Origin of the sequence: Ralstonia mannitolilytica (genome assembly GCF_000954135.1) — a bacterium.
Classification (GTDB): Bacteria; Pseudomonadota; Gammaproteobacteria; order Burkholderiales; family Burkholderiaceae; genus Ralstonia; species Ralstonia mannitolilytica.
The window spans coordinates 3,383,231-3,400,479 of sequence record NZ_CP010799.1 but is presented as its reverse complement, the minus strand read 5'-3'; the positions used below and the strand labels follow the sequence as shown (position 1 = coordinate 3,400,479).

Below are 17,249 nucleotides of genomic sequence, written 5' to 3'. Positions count from 1 at the left end.
GCGTCAGTTCAGGTTCTTGCTCATGGCGCGCAGCGTCGGCATGCGCTCCTTGAGCTTGGCGGCGTCGGCCGCATCGGGCCGCGCATCGACATAGGCTTCCAGGTCGGCCAAGGCCGGCCGGAAGCATTCCAGGTTGGCGTAGGCGAGCCCCCGGTCACGCACTTCCTCAATGGAATCCGGCAGCAGGATCACCAGCCGTTGCTGCACCGCCAGCAGTCGCTGCCAGCGCGACTCCTGCAGGTAGATCGCCTTCAGGTTGCGCAGCATGCGCGCGATGATCTCGCGGTGCGTCGCCACCTGCAGGAATACCCCGAGCGGCACCGTGTTCGGGTCTTCGATGCCTTCCTTTTCCAGGTACGGGTCGAGCATGTCCTGCAGCTCTTCCTTCGACAGCGTCTGCCCAGTGAGCGGATCGATCACGACTTCACCGGCCGGAATGCTCATGCGCACCAGGAAGTGGTTCGGGAACGACACCCCCTTGAGCGGCAGCCCGATCTGCTGGCCGATCTCCATCAGCAGCACCGCTAGCGAGATCGGAATGCCGCGCCGGGTTTGCAGCACCGCGTTCAGATACGAGTTCTCGGGGTCGTAGTAATCGTTTGCATTGGGCCCGAAGCCCAGCTCGCGATAGAAGAACTGATTGAGCAGGCGCAGGCGCTGGATGGCCGGCGTGCCGTCGGCGATGCGGTTCTTGATGCGCGCGACGAGCACGTCGATGGCGGCGAGCTCGGCCTGCAGGTCCAGGTCGGGATACGCGTCCTGTGCGATGGACAGCGCCGTTTCGGTGAGGGGGATGCTGTCGTCGTCCGCGACCAGGGCCGAAAAATAATCGAGGACTTTCGTGGTCATCAGATGGCCTTTTTGCGGAACGTGGAGAACTTCAACCCGGTCAGCCACAGTGTACCGAAATACACCACCGCGCACAGGACCAGGCAAGCGCTCAACAGCGCAATGCGCACCAGGGGCTTGGCACCGAGCGCCACCCAGTCGAAATTGTGCGCGAGCCACAGCAGCAGCGCCCAGAGCAGCAGCACGGCCGACGTCACCTGTGCGAGAAACAGCCTCCAGCCCGGCAGCGGGTGGTAATAGCCGCGGCGGCGCAATCCGAAGAACAGCAGCGCCGCATTGATGGTCGCGCCAAAGCTGATCGACAGCGCCAGCCCCGCGTGCCCGAACACCGGCACGAAGAAGTAGTTGGAGAGCTGCGTGGCTGCCAGCACCACCAGCGCGATCTTCACCGGCGTGCGGATGTCCTGCCGCGCATAAAAGCCCGGCGCCAGGATCTTGATGACGATCAGCCCGATCAGCCCCACGCCGTACGACACCAGCGCCTGGCGTGTCATCTCGACGTCGATGCCCGTGAACTTGCCGTAGTGGAACAGCGTGGCCGTGAGCGGCGCACCGAAAACGAACAGCCCTACGGCCGACGGCACCGCCAGCAGCACCGTCAGGCGCAGGCCCCAGTCGAGCAGCGACGAGTATTCCTCACGGTTGTCGTCCGCGCTGGCCTTCGAGAGGCTCGGCAGCAGGATCGTCCCGAGCGCCACGCCCAGCAGCGCGGTCGGGAATTCCATCAAGCGGTCCGCATAATTCAGCCACGACACGCTGCCGGTCGGCAGGCGCGACGCAATGTTCGTATTGATGATCAGGCTGATCTGTGCCACCGATACCGACAGCGTGGCCGGCAGCATCTGCTTGAGCACGCGCCGCACGCCCGGGTGGTGCCACGCCGCACGCACGTTGAACGACACGCGCGGCAGCATCCCGACCTTGCGCAGCGACGGAACCTGGATGGCCAGTTGCAGGATGCCGCCCACCATCACCGCGTAGGCCTGCGCGTAGATGGGCGTCTCGAGATGCGGCGCGACGAACACCGCCGCCACGATGAACGATAGATTGAGCAGCACCGGCGTGAACGCAGGCACCGCAAACTGCCGCCACGTATTCAGGATGCCTGAGGCCAGGGCCACCAGCGACACCAGCCCAATGTACGGGAACATCACCCGGGTCATGAAGACGGCCGAGATGTACGCCTGGCTCTCGTGCTCCTTGAAGCCGGTCGCCACGGCCGTGACGATCAAGGGCGCGCCGATCACACCCAGCGCCGAGACGATCACCAGGAACCACGTCATCACCGTAGCGACGGAATCGACCAGTGCGCGGGTCTCGGCTTCGCCCTGGCGGTTCTTGAACTCGCCCAGGATCGGCACGAACGCCTGCGAGAACGCCCCCTCGGCCGAGAGCCGGCGCAGCAGGTTCGGGATGCGGAAGGCCACGTTGAAAGCGTCGGTGTAGACCGAGGCGCCGAAGGCGCGGGCGATCAGCGTTTCGCGGATGAGCCCCGTGATGCGCGAGAGCATCGTCAGGCCGCTGATCGTGGCGAGGGTTTTGAGCAGATTCAAGATGAATGCGTGGTTGGGCGCAGGGCGATCACGATGGCGGTCTGACTGCATGCGGGTGCCACGGTTCGCGGCGGGCGCTGCGCAATGCGGCCGTATTATAGGGATGGCCCCGCCACATGCCTAAAAGTGAAGCAAGCGTCGCAGAGCAGTCGTGTCGGGGCGATTTCGCAACACGGTTTGCATCCGCCTGAGGAATCTGCGTATAATTGCCGTTTCTCACGCATTCGCGCGCTTCGGCCTTCCGTGTCTCCCGGGGCGCTTGCAACAGTTTTCTTCAGGAAATTTTCCATGGCAAACACCGCACAAGCACGCAAGCGCGCACGCCAGGCCGTCGTTCTGAACGCCCACAACTCGGCTCTGCGTTCGCGTCTGCGCACCGCGATCAAGGGCGTTCGCAAGGCCATCGCCGGTGGCGATAAGGCTGCGGCAGCCGCTGCATTCAAGACGGCGCAAAGCACCATCGACAGCATCGCCGACAAGAAGATCGTCCACAAGAACAAGGCTGCACGCGCGAAGTCGCGTCTGTCGGCTGCCATCAAGGCAATGGCTGCCTGATTTCGGTGGTGCCGGCTCTGCCGGCACGGCGTGGCGGTCGACGTCACGCACCGACGATAAAAAAAGCCTGTCCGAGGACAGGCTTTTTTGCTTTTGTGCGCCGGTGTTCTTCGGCGCTGGAAGCGCGGGCCCGAGGCCCTGCGCGCTAGCCTTTCGGGGCAGCGGCCCCTGCGTCGGGCAGGATGCAGGCTTCCACGAGCTGGAGATTGTTGTCGTGCGCGAAGTTCAGCACGAAATCCAGCGCTTTGGGTTCAATCTCGCGCAGCCGCTCGTCGACGAAGACGCTCTTGACGCCTCCGGACATGACGGGGCGCACGTAAGGGGAATAGGTAAAACGTGGGTCTCCGGTATCGCCGGGGGGGCGAAACTGCGCCATCACACCGCACAGCCGGTCGGCCCAGTCGCTCGGGCGGAAGGTCTTTCCGTCACGGGTGACGCCCTGGATGAAGAATTGGCGGGGGTTGGCTGCCATGGACTGCGTGGGGCTGTGGAGATTTGCAAACGACTTCGACCGCGCGTGTGCCGCAACGTTCGAACGGGTGCACTTGTGGTGCGGATGATGCGCTTGCCCGGTTGCCGCTTGATGAACATGCAGGCCCGTTCTATTGCGCGGGATTGCAGCGGAGCAGGACTTCCGGGGTAGCCAGTATTATATCTTATATAAGACTTTCATCGGCCTTTCACCGGCGCACGCGCGAGGCGCGCGGCTGTCCGGCGTGAAGCTCGCCAAACGGGCAGTGATCCCGTATGATGGACCGAATCTTCACCAAGACAAGGCGGCTAGGGCGGTGTGCCAGGAAGGTTTCCGGTGCGCCATCTGCGGGCCGCCTTCGTTGTTTTATGAACCCACCAAGCTCGATCAAGCACTACCTGCAGTTCAAGGACTTTTCGCTGGAAGAGTACGAGTACCTGCTGGACCGTTCCGCGATCCTCAAGGCCAAGTTCAAGAACTACGAGACGTGGCACCCGCTGCACGACCGCACGCTGGCCATGATCTTCGAGAAGAATTCCACGCGTACGCGCCTGTCGTTCGAAGCGGGCATTCACCAGCTCGGCGGCCACGCGGTCTTCCTCAACACGCGCGACTCTCAACTGGGGCGCGGGGAGCCGATCGAAGACGCGGCGCAGGTCATCTCGCGCATGACCGACATCATCATGATCCGCACCTTCGGGCAGGAGATCATCGAACGCTTTGCCGCGCATTCGCGCGTGCCGGTCATCAACGGGCTGACCAACGAATACCACCCGTGCCAGGTGCTGGCCGACATCTTCACCTTCATCGAGCACCGCGGCCCCATCAAGGGCAAGACGGTCACCTGGGTGGGTGATGCCAACAACATGGCGTACACGTGGATCCAGGCGGCTGAGATCCTCGGCTTCCGGTTCCACTTTTCCGCGCCGAAGGGCTATCAGCTTGACCCGGCCATGGTGGCGGATTCCAGCCTGCCGTTCGTGCATGTGTTCGAAAACCCGCTCGAGGCCTGCGAGGGCGCCCATCTCGTGACCACCGACGTGTGGACCAGCATGGGCTACGAAGCCGAGAACGAAGCGCGCAAGAAGGCCTTTGGCGACTGGATGGTGACCGAGGCGATGATGCAGCGTGCGCAGCCGGATGCGCTGTTCATGCACTGCCTGCCTGCGCACCGCGGCGAGGAAGTCGAAGCGGCGGTCATCGACGGCAAGCAGAGCGTCGTGTGGGACGAGGCGGAAAACCGTCTGCACGTGCAGAAGGCGCTGATGGAATACCTGCTCTGCGGCCGGTACTGAAAGCTGCCTGCAGCCGAGGCCATGAAAAAAAGGCCGCTCCGATGCACTTCGGAGCGGCCTTTTGCTTTGAGGCGACGGTCGGTTACTTCTTGTCGCCGCCAAGCTGCGGCAGTGCGTTGCTGGTGCCGAGCGACAGCAGGCCGGCCTTCGCGTAGATGGCCAGCTTGTCGCGCGTGTCCATCAGGTCGAGGTTGCGCATGGTCAGCTGGCCGATACGGTCAGCCGGGCTGAACGGCGCGTCTTCCACCTTCTCCATCGACAGACGCTCCGGCGCGTAGGTCAGGTTGGGCGACTCGGTGTTCAGGATCGAGTAGTCGTTGCCGCGGCGCAGTTCCAGCGTGACGGTGCCGGTCACGGCGCGGGCCACCCAGCGCTGGGCGGTTTCGCGCAGCATGATCGCTTGCGGGTCGAACCAGCGGCCCTGGTACAGCAGACGGCCCAGGCGCAGGCCGTTGATGCGGTACTGCTCGATGGTGTCTTCGTTGTGGATGCCGGTCACCAGGCGCTCGTAGGCGATGTGCAGCAGCGCCATGCCCGGGGCTTCGTAGATGCCGCGGCTCTTGGCTTCGATGATGCGGTTCTCGATCTGGTCGCTCATGCCCAGGCCGTGACGGCCGCCGATGCGGTTCAGCTCGAGGAACATCTCCACCGGGTCGGCAATCTCGCGGCCGTTGACGGCGACCGGGCGGCCTTCGTCGAACGTGACCGACACTTCTTCGGCCTTGACCTCGACTTCCGGCTTCCAGAACGCCACGCCCATGATCGGGTTGACGATGCGGATGCCGCTGTTCAGGTGCTCCAGATCCTTGGCCTCGTGCGTGGCCCCCAGCATGTTGCTGTCCGTCGAGTAGGCCTTTTCGGCGCTCATCTTGTAGCCGAAACCTTCCTTCGTCATGAAGGCCGACATTTCGGCGCGGCCGCCCAACTCGTCGATGAAGGCCTGGTCTAGCCACGGCTTGTAGATCTTCAGCGCCGGGTTCGTCAGCAGGCCGTAGCGGTAGAAGCGCTCGATGTCGTTGCCCTTGAAGGTCGAGCCGTCGCCCCAGATGTTGACGTCGTCTTCCTTCATGGCCGCGACGAGCATGGTGCCGGTCACGGCGCGGCCCAGCGGCGTGGTGTTGAAGTACGTGATGCCGCCAGTGCTGATGTGGAACGCGCCGGACTGGATAGCGGCAATCCCTTCATTGGCCAGCTGCGGGCGGCAGTCGATCAGGCGGGCCTTCTCTGCACCGTACTCCATCGCCTTGCGCGGGATGGCATCGTAGTCTTCCTCGTCGGGCTGGCCGAGATTGGCGGTGTAGGCATAGGGCAGCGCGCCCTTGTTCTTCATCCAGCGCAGCGCTGCGCTGGTATCGAGACCGCCCGAGAAGGCAATGCCGACCTTCTGGCCGACGGGAACGTGTTGCAGGATGGTTTCCATGGTGTGTCTCTTCAGTCTTTCAGTTCTTTGAACCTGTTCAGAATCCGTAGCGAGCGGTTCGAGGTTGGCCTGAGAAGCGCAGCCGTACACGGGTACGGCGAGCATCACAAGGTCAAGATCGAGCCGCGCAGTAGGATCCTGGACAGGTTCAGGCGTAGTGGCAGATGTAGTGGTAGGCCTCGGTCACTCGAATGTCGAACTTCGAGTTGGCCGGAACCTGGAAGCTTTCGCCTGCGCCGGACGTCTTCCATTCATCGGTGCCGTCGAGCTTGTATTCGCACGAACCGCCCACGCATTCCATGATCTCGGCGGCGGCCGTGCTGAAGGTCAGCGTGGCCGGCAGCACCACGCCCACGGACTTCCTGGTGCCGTCGGGCAGGGTAAAGCTGTGGCTGACGCACTTTCCGTCAAAGTACACATTGGCCTTGGTGGTCAGGCGGACGCCGTCAAAGGTTTCGGTGGTCATGAAATGGAACGCGAAAAGGGAGGTCGTGGGGTCAAACCAGCCATTTTAGGCCATTGGATCGACCGCGGGTACGTCAGGCGGAGGCTGCCCGAATCCAGGCACGGGGCATGTGGCGCAAGATGCCCAGCGCGCCCATCCGCCCGCCTGTTTACACCACGACGGGTTCAGGTTCGATGCGCACGCCAAAGCGCGCATGAACCGCGTCCTGGATCTCGCGCGCCAGCGTCATCAGCTGGACCGCGCTGCCGCCGCCTCGGTGCACCAGCACCAGCGCCTGTTTTTCGTATACACCCACCGCGCCGCTCTGCCGGCCCTTGAAGCCGCACTGATCGATCAACCAGCCGGCGGCGAGCTTGTACGTGCCGTCGGGCTGCACATATCCGACCAGATTCGGGAAACGCTCGGCGAGGGCATCGCGCGTGGCGGCCTCGACGATGGGGTTCTTGAAGAAGCTGCCGGCGTTGCCGACCTCGGCTGGGTCGGGCAGCTTCCGGCGGCGGATGGCGACCACCGCATCGAAGATGTCCTGCGCCGTGGGGCTGGCGATGTTTTGCGCGGACAGCTCGCGCGCGAGTTCGGCGTAATGCGTGTCGGGCTGCCAATCGACCGGCAGGGCGAAGGTGACCTCGGTGATGACGTAGCGATCGGCGCCGGCACGCTTGAACAGACTGTCGCGATAGCCGAAGGCGCAATCGGTGGCGGTGAGGGTGACGAATTCGCCGGCGTGGCGGTCGTAGGCGCGCAGGGAATGGAACCGGTCCTTGATCTCGACACCGTATGCGCCAATGTTCTGGATGGGCGCGGCGCCCACCGTGCCGGGAATCAGCGCGAGGTTTTCCAGCCCAGGCAAGCCATGCGCCACCGTGTGGGCGACCAGGCCATGCCACGATTCGCCGGCGCCTGCGGTGACGGTGTGGACTGCGCGGCCATCGACCATGCTTCGGCCGGTGGCGATGCCCGGAATCTCCATCAGCAGCACCAGGCCTTCGAAATCGCGTGTGAGCACGACATTGCTGCCACCGCCCAGCACCAGCACCGGCAAGCCCTGCACGCGCGGGTCGGCCAGCGCGGCGGGAATGTCGTCCGGCGTGCGAACGTGGGCGGCATAGCGCGCAGTGGCCTCGAAACGGAACGTGTTGTGCTGGCCTAGGGGATAATGCGTGTCGAGCAACGCCATGGCGCCAAATCTGCTGGGAAAGCCGAGATTATAGAAGCCATGGCGCACGCGGCCCCCGCACACAGGCGCCGCAGCAACCCGATTCAAGTCTGCAAGGAGAACACGATGCCGTCGTTTGACGTGGTATGCGAAGCCAACATGGTGGAAGTGAAGAACGCCGTGGAACAGGCCAACAAAGAAATTTCGACGCGATTCGACTTCAAGGGCTCCGACTCCCGCGTCGAGCACAAGGAGCAGGAACTCACGCTGTTTGCCGACGACGATTTCAAGATCGGTCAGGTCAACGACGTGCTGATGAACAAGCTTGCCAAGCGCAACGTCGACGTGCGCTTCCTGGACTACCAGGACAAGCAAAAGATCGGCGGCGACAAGATGAAGCAGGTCGTCAAGATCAAGAAGGGCGTCTCGGGCGACCTGGCCAAGAAGATCGTCAAGACGATCAAGGACAGCAAGATCAAGGTGCAGGCGAGCATCCAGGGCGACGCGGTGCGCGTGACCGGCGCCAAGCGAGACGACCTGCAAAGCGTGATTGCCATGCTGCGCAAGGAAGTGAGCGACACCCCGCTGGATTTCAACAACTTCCGCGACTGACCGGCTCGCCGACTTCAACCAAACCAAGCAAAAACGCCCCGCACATGCCATACGGGGCGTTTTGCTTTGGACTGCGTGGAGGCTAGGGGCGGCTTACCACTGGTACGACGCACCCGCGCCCACGGTAGTGGCGGCGCTGGACATGCCCACGCCAGCCTTCACCTTGATGTTGGCGTTGATGCGCGCCTCGCCGCCCAGCGCCACGGCCTGGTAGCCTTGGTAGTTGGCCGTGCCGATGCCCAGCGACAGGGTCTTGCCCGGGTCCACGCCTGGAATCATCGACAGCGCGGTGGCTGCAGCGATACCGGCGTAGGCCGTGCGCGACACGTCGGCAATCTGGTTTTGCACGCCGCCAATCGCACGATCCATCTGACCCTTGTTCACGGCATCGGTATCGCGCACGCCTTCGGCTACGTTGCCGAGAACGCGCTCATTGCCTGCCGAGCCGAACGACACCTCGTTGTCACGCGTGGCCATCGAACCGGCACCGATGGCCACCGAGTTGTTGCCCGTTGCCGTGGACCCCTGACCCATTGCCGTGCTGTTCTTACCCGTTGCGATGGCACCCGCGCCGACAGCCGTGCTGTTGTCGCCCGAGGCCACGGAGCCCGCACCAACGACGGTCGAACCGGGGCCGCCCGTGCCCTGCGCATCCGAGCCACCACCCGTGCCGCTGCCCGAACCCACGACGGACTCCAGACCCGACACGCGGCCATCCAACGCAGCGATCTTCTCGTTGGTGGCGAACAACTGGCTGCCGTTCACGGCGTCCTTGCTGTCTGGCGTAATGGCGCCCATGCCCACGTTGTGCAGCACCGTACCGAACAGCGGGTCGCCGCCAAACGTAACGGACTTCATGTCCGCGCTGTCATAGCGCGTCGCCATCAGCGGGTCGAGCGGGTCAACCATGTTGTAGCCGATCACTGACTTCAACTGTCCGACGCTCACCGCATCGGTGTTGGCCACGCCCGCGCCCACGCCGCTGAGCACGCGCACGCCATCCGTGCCGGCAAAGTTCACCGACGTACCACCCGCGGCAGCCGCCACGTTGATGGCGTGGGTGGTCGCATCCTGCTGCACCAGGCCGATCGAGCCCGAGCCGATCTTCGTTTGCAGATCGGTGATGTTCGTCTCGCTGGCCGTCACGCGCGTGCTCAGGGCACTCACGTTGCTGTTGGTTGTGTTCAGCTGATCGCCCGTCACTGCGTCCTTGCTGCCCGGCGCCACGGTGCCGTTGGCCAGGCCCGTGAGCTTGCGGCCGGCGCCGCCCTTGCCGGTGAAATCCACCTCCGTGCCATCGGCGTCCTTACCGACCGTCAGCTTGCCGCCCCCAGCGGCTTGCTGCACCAGGCCCACCGTGCCCGAGCCCACGGCCTTCTGCAGATCGGTGATGCTGGTTTCATTGCTCGTCACACGGCCATTCAGGTTCGTCACCACAGCGCCCACGTTGTTGACCGTGGTCGTGCCGCCCTTGCCATCACCCACGGTGAAGCTCGGAGCCTCGATCGAACCGTCCGCATTGACGCTCGCACCGCCGCCCATGGCCGAAGCCACGCTGTCGGCCACGCCATACAGCTGGCCGCCGTTGATGGCATCCTTGCTGGTGGACGAGACCGTGCCGGCAGCCATGTTGACGATCTTGCGCTTGGTGGTGGCGTTACCCACCGACACGGTGTTGGCCACATCCGCCACCGAATCTGCACCCAGGGCGACGGCGCTATTGGCCGTAGCCGATGCCTGGTACCCGAGCGCCAGCGAGTTTGAGTTGGTCGCCTCGGAACGAAGTCCCATGGCAACGGCGCTCTGCCCGGACGCTACGGTGGCTGCGCCGATGGCAATGGAGCTTGCATCGCCGTTGGCTTTGGCCAATTCGCCAATGGCGACTGTGCCGCTGTTGCCCGCGGCGCCCGTCGATTCAGAACCGGCGCCAATGGCAATGTTCGTTGAGCGGCCGCTGACCGTTGCCGCGGCGGCACCGCCGATCTTGACGAGCGTGTTGTCTACCTTGGTTGCCAGCGCCGCATTCATTTGGCCGAAGTTGACGGCGTCATTGTCTTTCGTGCCGGCGGCCACATTGGTGATCTGGCGCGTCATGCCGAGGCCGGCATTACCAACAGAGACCGACAGGTCGCGATCCGTAACGGAGCCGTTGCCCAGGGCAACGGAAGCCGCGTTGTTTGCTTGAGCATCGGGCCCCAGCGCCACGCTTCCATAGTCGGCCGCAGACCTTCGCCCCATAGCGATCGAGGTGTTGGCCAGGCCCGGAATTCCTACCAATCCGCTCGTAGTTCCCGTAGGACGATCCGTGGCACTGGTGTCGCGTCCAATAGCGATGGCACCTGCAACCTGCCCGGCCGAATAATCCGTCGTCTTCGATGCTTCGCCAATAGCGACATCCGAGGTTCCTGCTGCGGCCCCCCATTCGTTTGCGACCCTGATTCCAATCATGCTGTTCGTACCAATCGAACGCGGCGCTAAGGTGCTCACCACCGGCTTGTCCTCGTCGGTCTCGTCTTCGTCATCGGCGTCAGCCGCTAACGCAGTGCCCGAGATCGACAGCATGGCGGCAGCCACCAGCGCCAGGGCAGTCTCGCCCTTCTTGCGGCCACGGGCCAGTTCCGAAGCGGCGACATACGTTCCGGTGGCGGTGTTGAAAACAGTGCGATAGGTCTTGTTCATGATCCTCGTCCTTCCCGTGAATTGATCATTGGTGACGGATTCAGCATAAGGATGGAGGGGTGTTTCCTGAATAAGAAAAGTCTTAAAGGAAATGCGTCCACAAACCAGAAAACCGCACCGTAGCGCCAATTGCGCGGCGTCAAAAACACTAAACCCCCGCACCGGGCGGGGGTCTTGCAAGCGCCGTACAGCGTTATTCCGCTTCTTGGCCGCGCGGCCGGTAAGGCGTGCCGACAACGCTTTGCGTGCCGAATCCAACGCTTCACCCTGGCCCGAGACCTAGAGCAAGGCATAGCCCTCCAGCGATGCGAGCATCAGATCGCTGCCCAGCGCAAGCTGCAAGCTGCGCATCTTTTCAACAGGCGTTCGACCCGGGGCAGGCGGGTTCGTAGGGTGTCGAAGGCCGCCAGTTGGGCGCGAAGGTGTGACCGCACTGAGCTGGCGCTGCCCGGCCTCGCGGCAAGGGTGATGGTGACGTCGTTGCTGATCACCTTATAGGCGATCTCGTTGACCACTTCCGGGATCATCGGGTTGACCTTGCCTGGCATGACAATGCGAGTGGCCATGGCTGGGTGTCTGTCTCGATAGGTTGTTGTGCGCAGAATGCACCAAAAGAAACGGCCCGCGACGAACGCGGGCCAGCTCGGGTGATACGGGAAATGCACGGTGCCTTCTGTGAACCACTGGCAAGAGTGGCTTAAGCAGGCGGAATCGTCCGGATGCGCGGCAAAGGGACGCGCCGCTGCATCGCACGGCCGCGACGCAGGCGCTGCACTACTGCGAGCTTGGTCACCTTCAGTGCCGGATCGGCGGCGATGGCGGCTTCCGAGAACGGCAGCCGGTCTCAGCGCTTGGCCGAAAGCTCGCGCATCTGGTCGAACGCATGCGGCGAGGCGGGGCGGTCGATTCACCGTAGGTAAGAAGCGCATCCGCCACCGGCCCTGATCGTCGAACGTAACCGGCTGGATGTAGCTCGTGCCGAAATACACCTGCAAGCCCTTCGGCAGGCCGCCGCGTGGCATCGCCCTTCACGGGGGTGGCGATGTTGGCCGACGTGCTGCCGCCCGGCCAGCGCCTGACCGTCATGTGGCTGATTGCCGGGTGGGTGCAGGGCAATGTCCCCAGCCTGAAGGTGGTGCCCGCACAGGCGATTGTCACCAGTGGCAACGTCATCACCGCACGGGCGATGGAGCACGGCGTGGCGCTCGCGCACCGGTTGGTCGCGCGATTGGCGGATGCGCGGCTTGCCCGCACCGTGGGCAATGCGGTACTCGATCACCCTCGTGCGGCGAGGCCATCGGCATCTGGCTGCGCAGCAAACCGGCCATCCGCGACAGCGTCGTGCTGCGGGCGCGGCGATACCTGCAGCAGCATCTGCGCGAACCGTTTGATCTGGAAGAACTTGCGGCCGCGGCCTCAACCCGCGAGCGGACGCTGCTGCGGCATTTCGCGAAAACAGTGGGGACGTCGCCGCTGCAATTGCTGCACCGGTTGCGCGTGGCGCGCGCGTGTCACCTGCTCGAAGTCAGCACGCTGAGCCTGACGGCGATTGCCAGCAGTGCGGCTATCAGGACATGTCTGCCTTTCGGCGGTTGATCCGGCGGCACACGGGGCGGCCGCCCGGAGAACATCGGCGCGCGCATTCGGTGCGCGCCGAGCTGCGGAATTAGGCCGCTTTTTTCTTCTCGCCGATGCGGCTTTCCTTGCCGGCGAGCAGCTTGGCGATATTGGCGCGGTGGCGCGCGATGAGCAGTACCGCCATCAACGCGACCGCCCCGGCAATCCAGTCGAAGCCGTTCATCAGTACGTAGAAGAACGGCGCGAACACCGCTGACACCAGCGCCGCCAACGATGAATAACGGAAGAACACGGCGATGATGAGCCACGTGGCCAGTGTGGCCAGCCCGAGCCACACGTTCAGCGCGAGCAGAATGCCTGCCGCCGTAGCCACGCCCTTGCCGCCCTCAAAGCGGTGGAACACCGGAAACAGGTGACCCAGGAACACGGCGATCACCACCAGGGCGATGCCGGTTTCGTCCACGCCAAAGCGCGCGGCCAGCCATTGCGCCAGCCACACCGCCAGCCAGCCCTTGGCCGCATCGCCGAGCAGCGTGAGGATGGCCGCCTTCTTGTTGCCCGAGCGCAGCACGTTGGTGGCGCCGGGGTTGCCCGAGCCGTAGGTGCGCGGGTCTGCCAGACCCATCGCGCGACTCACCACCACGGCAAACGAGATCGAGCCGATCAGGTAGGCGGCCACGGCAAAAATGACAGTTGCGACGACTGGGGACATAGGAAATCGGTGAAATCAGGCTGCGGGATTGTAGCGCGCCGCGTAGGGTGCCCCAGCCGCCGCGTTCGTTTCAATCGGGGTTTGCACAGTTGACGGGCTGCGCATTCAGCACGGTGGTCAGCACGCTGGGCGCGATGCTGACAAGAAAGCCGCGCCTGCCGCCGTTGATGTAGATGCGCTCCAGCTCCAGCACGCTCGCCTCCACATACACCGGCATCGCCTTGCGCACGCCAAACGGCGACGTGCCGCCCACCAGGTAACCGCTGTGCCGCTGTGCCACCTCGGGCTTGCAGGGCTGTACGTTCTTGCGCCCGGTCTGGCGCGCGAGGTTCTTGGTGGAGACCGAGCAATCCCCGTGCATCAGCACGATCAGCGGCTTGGCATGCTCGTCTTCCATCACCAGCGTCTTGACGACGTGGTGTTCATCGACGCCAAGCTGGCGCGAAGACTCGGTCGTGCCGCCCTTGTCGACATAGTCGTAGGTGTGCTCGGTAAAAGCGACGCGATGTGCCTTGAGGAACTGCGTGGCGGGGGTCTCGGAAACGTGCTTGGACTTGCTCATACGGGGCAGGGGAACGATCGCTATCCGCGCGGATGGTGCTGCGCATGCAGTGTGCGCAAACGCTCCCGCGCGACGTGGGTGTAGATCTGCGTGGTGGAAATGTCTGCGTGGCCTAGCAGCATCTGCACCACGCGCAAGTCTGCGCCGTGATTGAGCAGGTGCGTGGCAAACGCGTGCCGCAATGTGTGCGGCGACAGCGGCGCGTGAATGTCGGCCAGCAGCGCATAGCGCTTGATGAGATACCAGAACGCCTGGCGCGTCATGCCTTCGCCGCGCGCGGTGACGAACAGCGCGTCAGCGGTGCGCTCGCCGAGCAGCGCCGTGCGGCCATCGCGCAGATAACGCCGCAGCCAGTCGCCCGCTTCCGCGCCGAACGGTACGAGGCGGTCCTTGCCGCCCTTGCCGCCAACCACGCGCACCACGCCTTCATTCAGGCCGACTTCCACCGTTTTCAGCGCGACGATTTCCGACACGCGCAGCCCGCTCGCATACATCAGTTCGATCATCGCGCGGTCGCGCAGGCCGAGCGGCGTATCGACATCCGGCGCGTTGATGAGGGCCTCGACCTGCGCTTCGGACAGCGTCTTCGGGAAGCGCGGCGGCTGCTTGGCGGTGGGCAGCAAGCGCGACGGATCGGTGCTCACCACATGCTCGCGCAACGCCCATTGAAAGAAACGCTTGAACACCGTGCGGCGCCGGTTGGCGGACGATGCGCGGCTCTCGGCATGGCGTGCGGCAAAGTAATCGGCCAGGTCGCCGTCTTCGGTCTCGGCGATCGATTTGCTGCGCTCGGCGAGCCACTGCGCGTACAGCGTCAGGTCGCGCCGGTATGCATCGAGCGTGTTGCGCGCGAGGCCGTCTTCGAGCCAGAGCGCATCGCAGAAACGCTGGATGGCATCGGCGCTTTGCGGGGGTAACGCCGGGGCGCCGGCGTCCTTCAATGCAGCGTTTCTCATATCAGCATCACGCCTTCGTGGCGCAGCAGCCAGTGCTTGATGTCGAGCAGGTAGCCATCCGTGTGGTGCGAGAAGCCGCCGATGCCCGACGCGCTGACCACGCGGTGGCACGGGATGACGATCGGGAACCCGTTGTCGCCGCACGCCTGGCCCACTGCACGCGGCACGCTGCCGATCTGCCGGGCGATGGTCCCGTAGGTGATGACGCTGCCGCACGGGATGGCGCGGATGGCGTTCCAGACGCGGTGCTGGAAGCCGGTGCCGGCGGGCACAAGCGGGATGTCGAACGTGGCGCCGGGGTCGCCGTAATACGCGTCGAGCTGGCGCGCCAGCTTGCGGATCAGCGCGTCGCCGGAATCGAGGGTCGGCGTGCGCTCCGGCAGGTAGACGAGTTCACGCAACGCGCCGCCGGCCACGCGCACGCCCAGCTTGCCGAAGGGCGCGGCGAGAACGGCATCGAAGGGGGAGGGCATGACGGGGGCCGGTGCAAGACAACGATCCTGCGAATCTAGCACAGGCCCCGCGGCCGGATTACTGGTCCAGCTTGATGTTCTGCTGCTTGACCAGCGCACGCATCTTGTCGAACTCGCGCTTGATCTCGGCCGAATATTGCTGCGGGCTGTTGCCGACGGGCTCCGCCCCGGCGCCGCGGAAGCGGTCGACCAGGCCCGGATCCTTCAGCGCCTTGACCGATGCCTCGTTGAGCTTGCGGATGATGTCGTCCGGCGTGCCGGCCGGCGCGACGAGGCCGTACCACGCCGGGTCGTTCGCATCCTTCAGGCCGACTTCGGCAAAGGTGGGCACATCGGGCAGGCTCTCGATGCGCTTGTTCCACGCCACCACGATCGGGCGCAGCTTGCCGCCCTTGATGAACTGCATCGACGAGGGCAGGTTGTCGACCATGATCGGCACCTGGTTGGCCAGCACATCGTTCAGTGCCGGACCGGCGCCGCGATACGGCACGTGCACCATCTGTGTCTTGGTCAGCACCTTGAATTCTTCACCGAGCATGTGGCCGATGCCGCAGGTGCCCGATGTCGCGAACGAATACTTGCCCGGGTTGGCGGTGAGCACGGCCACGAACTCCTTGTAGTTTTTGGCCGGAAACGTCGGGTTGACGGCAATCACGTTGGCGACGGTCGCCAGGTTCGTGATCGGCTTGAAATCCTTGAGCGGGTCGTACGAGAGCTTCGGGTTGCATGCCGGGTTCACGGCATGCGTCGAGACGGTGGCGATGCCGATGGTGTAGCCGTCGGGCGCCGATTTGGCAATGGCGTCGGCGCCGATCGAACCGCCGCCGCCGCCCTTGTTCTCGACCACCACCGGCTGGCCGAGCACCTTGGCGAGCTGGTCGGCTACGCCGCGCCCCACGATGTCGGTCGTGCCGCCGGGCGGGAACGGAATGATCAGCTTCAGCGGCTTGGCCGGATAGTTGTCGGCCATCGTCGGCCCGCACAGCAGCGTTCCAACGGCGGCGATCAGACCGGCAGTCAGGCGTCCCTTCATCATTGTCATCCTCCTTGTGGTTTTCTGTGCTGTTCTTTGGAAACTGCTGAATAACACAACGGCAACCAAGAATCGGGTGACAGTGCGGGGCGCCCGGAAAGCCGATCGTCAGCTGCCGAGCAGCCCGTTTTTCAGGTCGCGGTCGACGGGGTTGTCGCCGATGAAGATGCGCAGCACGGCCTGGTACAGGTCTTCGCCCGGGATCGGCCTGCTGCGGGCCACGCCGTTGACCGTGATGGTGGTGCCGGCGTCGGGCATGTAGTCAAAGTTGATGGTGTCGCCGCGCTTGGTGGCGCCGATCTGGCGCATGGTGTCTTCGAGCTGGGTCAGGCGATCGGCCAGCCGCTGCATCTGGATCTCGGTCTGGTTGCGGTGGATGCCGTCGTTCAGCGCGCGGATGAACGTCTCGGCGCCCACATCGCGCAGCGGGTGAATCTGCAGCCGCTTCGGCCCTTTCATGCCGAGGATCACCGCGGCGTTCTTTGCGCGCTCGGGCAGGTACAGCCCGGCCACGTAGCCCTTGATCACGAACACCGAGCGCAGGCCCGTGCCGTTGAGCAGCAGTTCGCGCCCCGCCACGCGCGCGGCCTCGTCGAACGGCACGCCTTCCACGTTCACGGTAGCCCATGCCGGCACGGCACCCGCGACGCAGAGCACGACCGCCGCCACGCCGTTGCGCCACGCACGTCGCACGACATGCAGGCGGACGGACGAGCGGACACGCACGGTCATGCGCAGTGCGCGACGGAGGTCGACAGGAGCGGAGAACATCGGAATGGGCGGCCTGGGATTGAGCCGTCATTTTCCCGACGTTTTATTTCCAAACAATCGGTATCTGCCCTGATGCGCAAGCGTTTGCTGCGAGGCGGTATAAGGCC

General features: G+C 64.3%; 18 protein-coding genes and 1 pseudogene. 4 read left to right on the top strand and 15 right to left on the bottom strand.

From position 1 onward, the window contains the following. Positions 1 to 3: 3 nt before the first annotated feature. Entirely contained in the window at positions 4 to 849 is an 846-nt protein-coding gene (locus tag TK49_RS16025) for a SirB1 family protein (RefSeq protein WP_045787592.1), read from the bottom strand. Further along, on the bottom strand, positions 849 to 2,402 hold the full coding sequence (gene murJ, locus TK49_RS16020) for a murein biosynthesis integral membrane protein MurJ (protein WP_045787933.1): 1,554 nt from the start codon (positions 2,400 to 2,402) through the stop codon (positions 849 to 851). Before murJ ends, TK49_RS16025 begins: the two co-directional genes overlap by 1 nt. A 288-nt stretch (positions 2,403 to 2,690) precedes the next feature. Between murJ and rpsT the strand changes: the two genes are divergently transcribed. Beyond that, positions 2,691 to 2,957 (top strand): 30S ribosomal protein S20, encoded by a 267-nt coding sequence (gene rpsT / locus TK49_RS16015; protein ID WP_045787591.1) that lies wholly within the window; start codon positions 2,691 to 2,693, stop codon positions 2,955 to 2,957. Between the two features lie 145 nt (positions 2,958 to 3,102). Here rpsT and TK49_RS16010 read toward each other — a convergent pair whose 3' ends face one another. Next, on the bottom strand, positions 3,103 to 3,429 hold the full coding sequence (locus TK49_RS16010) for a DUF3579 domain-containing protein (RefSeq protein ID WP_045787590.1): 327 nt from the start codon (positions 3,427 to 3,429) through the stop codon (positions 3,103 to 3,105). 368 nt (positions 3,430 to 3,797) lie between these two features. Here TK49_RS16010 and argF point away from each other — a divergent pair, with 368 nt between their 5' ends. Continuing rightward, positions 3,798 to 4,724 carry an ornithine carbamoyltransferase gene (argF, locus tag TK49_RS16005; protein ID WP_045787589.1) on the top strand — a complete coding sequence of 309 codons (927 nt, stop codon included), beginning with the start codon at positions 3,798 to 3,800 and terminating at the stop codon, positions 4,722 to 4,724. A gap of 82 nt (positions 4,725 to 4,806) precedes the next feature. On the opposite strand, the gene argG is transcribed toward argF, so the two are convergent. The 3 genes from argG to murB all read right to left on the bottom strand — a co-directional run bounded on the left by argG (position 4,807) and on the right by murB (position 7,787). Next, positions 4,807 to 6,144, bottom strand: coding sequence for an argininosuccinate synthase (argG, locus tag TK49_RS16000; RefSeq protein ID WP_045787588.1), 1,338 nt, complete (start codon positions 6,142 to 6,144; stop codon positions 4,807 to 4,809). 148 nt (positions 6,145 to 6,292) lie between these two features. Continuing rightward, a complete protein-coding gene (gene ppnP, locus TK49_RS15995) occupies positions 6,293 to 6,610 on the bottom strand; it encodes a pyrimidine/purine nucleoside phosphorylase (protein WP_045787587.1) in 318 nt (105 codons plus the stop codon). Positions 6,611 to 6,758: 148 nt separating this feature from the next. Beyond that, positions 6,759 to 7,787, bottom strand: a complete 1,029-nt coding sequence (gene murB, locus TK49_RS15990; protein ID WP_045787586.1) for a UDP-N-acetylmuramate dehydrogenase — start codon at positions 7,785 to 7,787, stop codon at positions 6,759 to 6,761. Positions 7,788 to 7,892: 105 nt separating this feature from the next. On the opposite strand from murB, the gene TK49_RS15985 reads away from it, so the two are divergent. Beyond that, entirely contained in the window at positions 7,893 to 8,378 is a 486-nt protein-coding gene (locus tag TK49_RS15985; protein ID WP_045202696.1) for a YajQ family cyclic di-GMP-binding protein, read from the top strand. 93 nt (positions 8,379 to 8,471) lie between these two features. On the opposite strand, the gene TK49_RS15980 is transcribed toward TK49_RS15985, so the two are convergent. From TK49_RS15980 to TK49_RS25170, 3 genes and pseudogenes are all read right to left on the bottom strand, one after another. After that, on the bottom strand, positions 8,472 to 11,057 hold the full coding sequence (locus TK49_RS15980) for a YadA-like family protein (protein WP_082062856.1): 2,586 nt from the start codon (positions 11,055 to 11,057) through the stop codon (positions 8,472 to 8,474). Between the two features lie 314 nt (positions 11,058 to 11,371). After that, positions 11,372 to 11,623, bottom strand: a complete 252-nt coding sequence (locus TK49_RS15975) for a hypothetical protein (protein ID WP_045787585.1) — start codon at positions 11,621 to 11,623, stop codon at positions 11,372 to 11,374. A gap of 212 nt (positions 11,624 to 11,835) precedes the next feature. After that, positions 11,836 to 12,061 (bottom strand): annotated as a pseudogene (locus TK49_RS25170) (penicillin acylase family protein); the annotation flags it as partial. A 337-nt stretch (positions 12,062 to 12,398) separates the two neighbouring features. Between TK49_RS25170 and TK49_RS24990 the strand changes: the two are divergent. Then, positions 12,399 to 12,653, top strand: a complete 255-nt coding sequence (locus tag TK49_RS24990) for a helix-turn-helix domain-containing protein (protein WP_240479888.1) — start codon at positions 12,399 to 12,401, stop codon at positions 12,651 to 12,653. Between the two features lie 70 nt (positions 12,654 to 12,723). Here TK49_RS24990 and plsY read toward each other — a convergent pair whose 3' ends face one another. The 6 genes from plsY to TK49_RS15940 form a co-directional block, all read right to left on the bottom strand. Continuing rightward, on the bottom strand, positions 12,724 to 13,347 hold the full coding sequence (gene plsY / locus TK49_RS15965) for a glycerol-3-phosphate 1-O-acyltransferase PlsY (RefSeq protein ID WP_045787584.1): 624 nt from the start codon (positions 13,345 to 13,347) through the stop codon (positions 12,724 to 12,726). A gap of 70 nt (positions 13,348 to 13,417) precedes the next feature. After that, positions 13,418 to 13,909: a Cys-tRNA(Pro) deacylase gene (ybaK, locus tag TK49_RS15960; RefSeq protein WP_045787583.1), complete on the bottom strand. Its 492-nt coding sequence runs from the start codon at positions 13,907 to 13,909 to the stop codon at positions 13,418 to 13,420. 20 nt (positions 13,910 to 13,929) lie between these two features. Then, the gene (gene xerD, locus TK49_RS15955; protein ID WP_045787582.1) at positions 13,930 to 14,865 is read right to left on the bottom strand and encodes a site-specific tyrosine recombinase XerD; all 936 of its coding nucleotides are present in this window, start codon (positions 14,863 to 14,865) and stop codon (positions 13,930 to 13,932) included. After that, the gene (locus tag TK49_RS15950) at positions 14,862 to 15,338 is read right to left on the bottom strand and encodes a methylated-DNA--[protein]-cysteine S-methyltransferase (RefSeq protein WP_045787581.1); all 477 of its coding nucleotides are present in this window, start codon (positions 15,336 to 15,338) and stop codon (positions 14,862 to 14,864) included. Before TK49_RS15950 ends, xerD begins: the two co-directional genes overlap by 4 nt. A 58-nt stretch (positions 15,339 to 15,396) precedes the next feature. Then, complete coding sequence (locus TK49_RS15945; protein ID WP_045787580.1) at positions 15,397 to 16,374, bottom strand: tripartite tricarboxylate transporter substrate binding protein BugE; 978 nt, start codon at positions 16,372 to 16,374, stop codon at positions 15,397 to 15,399. 105 nt (positions 16,375 to 16,479) lie between these two features. Continuing rightward, complete coding sequence (locus tag TK49_RS15940) at positions 16,480 to 17,142, bottom strand: chalcone isomerase family protein (RefSeq protein WP_045787579.1); 663 nt, start codon at positions 17,140 to 17,142, stop codon at positions 16,480 to 16,482. Between the last annotated feature and the right edge of the window lie 107 nt (positions 17,143 to 17,249).